The following is a 482-nucleotide window of genomic DNA, read 5'->3' as shown; positions in this document are numbered from 1 at the left end:
ATCGCGGTCAGCGTCACGGCGCGCAGGTTCGGCTTCGTGTACGTCTTTCCGTCGAGGCCGTGCACGACCGGGGCGGGGGGTTCGGCCGCTTCGGGTGCGACAGGTTCGGCGTCCACCATCCCGGGGAGGCCGGGGTTGTCGTGTCCAGAAGTGGACACCTCGGCGATGTCCTTCGCGACCTGCGACTTCCCGATGCCCACGATCGGCGCGATCGCCCGGGCGCTCAGCCCCTCGCCGGCGAGGTAGCCGACCAGCTCGAGGCGTTCCTCCCGGGACACCCGCATCGGCTCGTCGGAGAGAGTGTCCGACAGCCATGCCGTCCAGGAGGAGAAGCCCAGCATCGCCCAGACGTTCGAGTTCTTCGCCACGTCGATCTGGTTGCGGAGCTTGAACAGGTTGTTACGGATGCCGGAGGCGGTGAGCTTGATCTCCTGCGTCATCCGCTCCGCCTCACCCTTCGACAGGATGCGGAGGACTCCGGG

At 67.6% G+C, this 482-nt stretch carries 1 protein-coding gene; it reads right to left on the bottom strand.

The features are described 5' to 3' along the window. Positions 1-440: hypothetical protein (locus tag LL239_RS17570; RefSeq protein ID WP_228164613.1), on the bottom strand; the 440-nt coding region annotated here is incomplete at its 3' end. Positions 441-482: the final 42 nt, after the last annotated feature.

The sequence above is a fragment of the Microbacterium testaceum genome, from assembly GCF_020781835.1.
Lineage (GTDB): Bacteria > Actinomycetota > Actinomycetes > Actinomycetales > Microbacteriaceae > Microbacterium > Microbacterium testaceum_H.
Note: the sequence above shows the minus strand (reverse complement) of the source record. Positions and strands in the feature narration are given on the sequence as shown.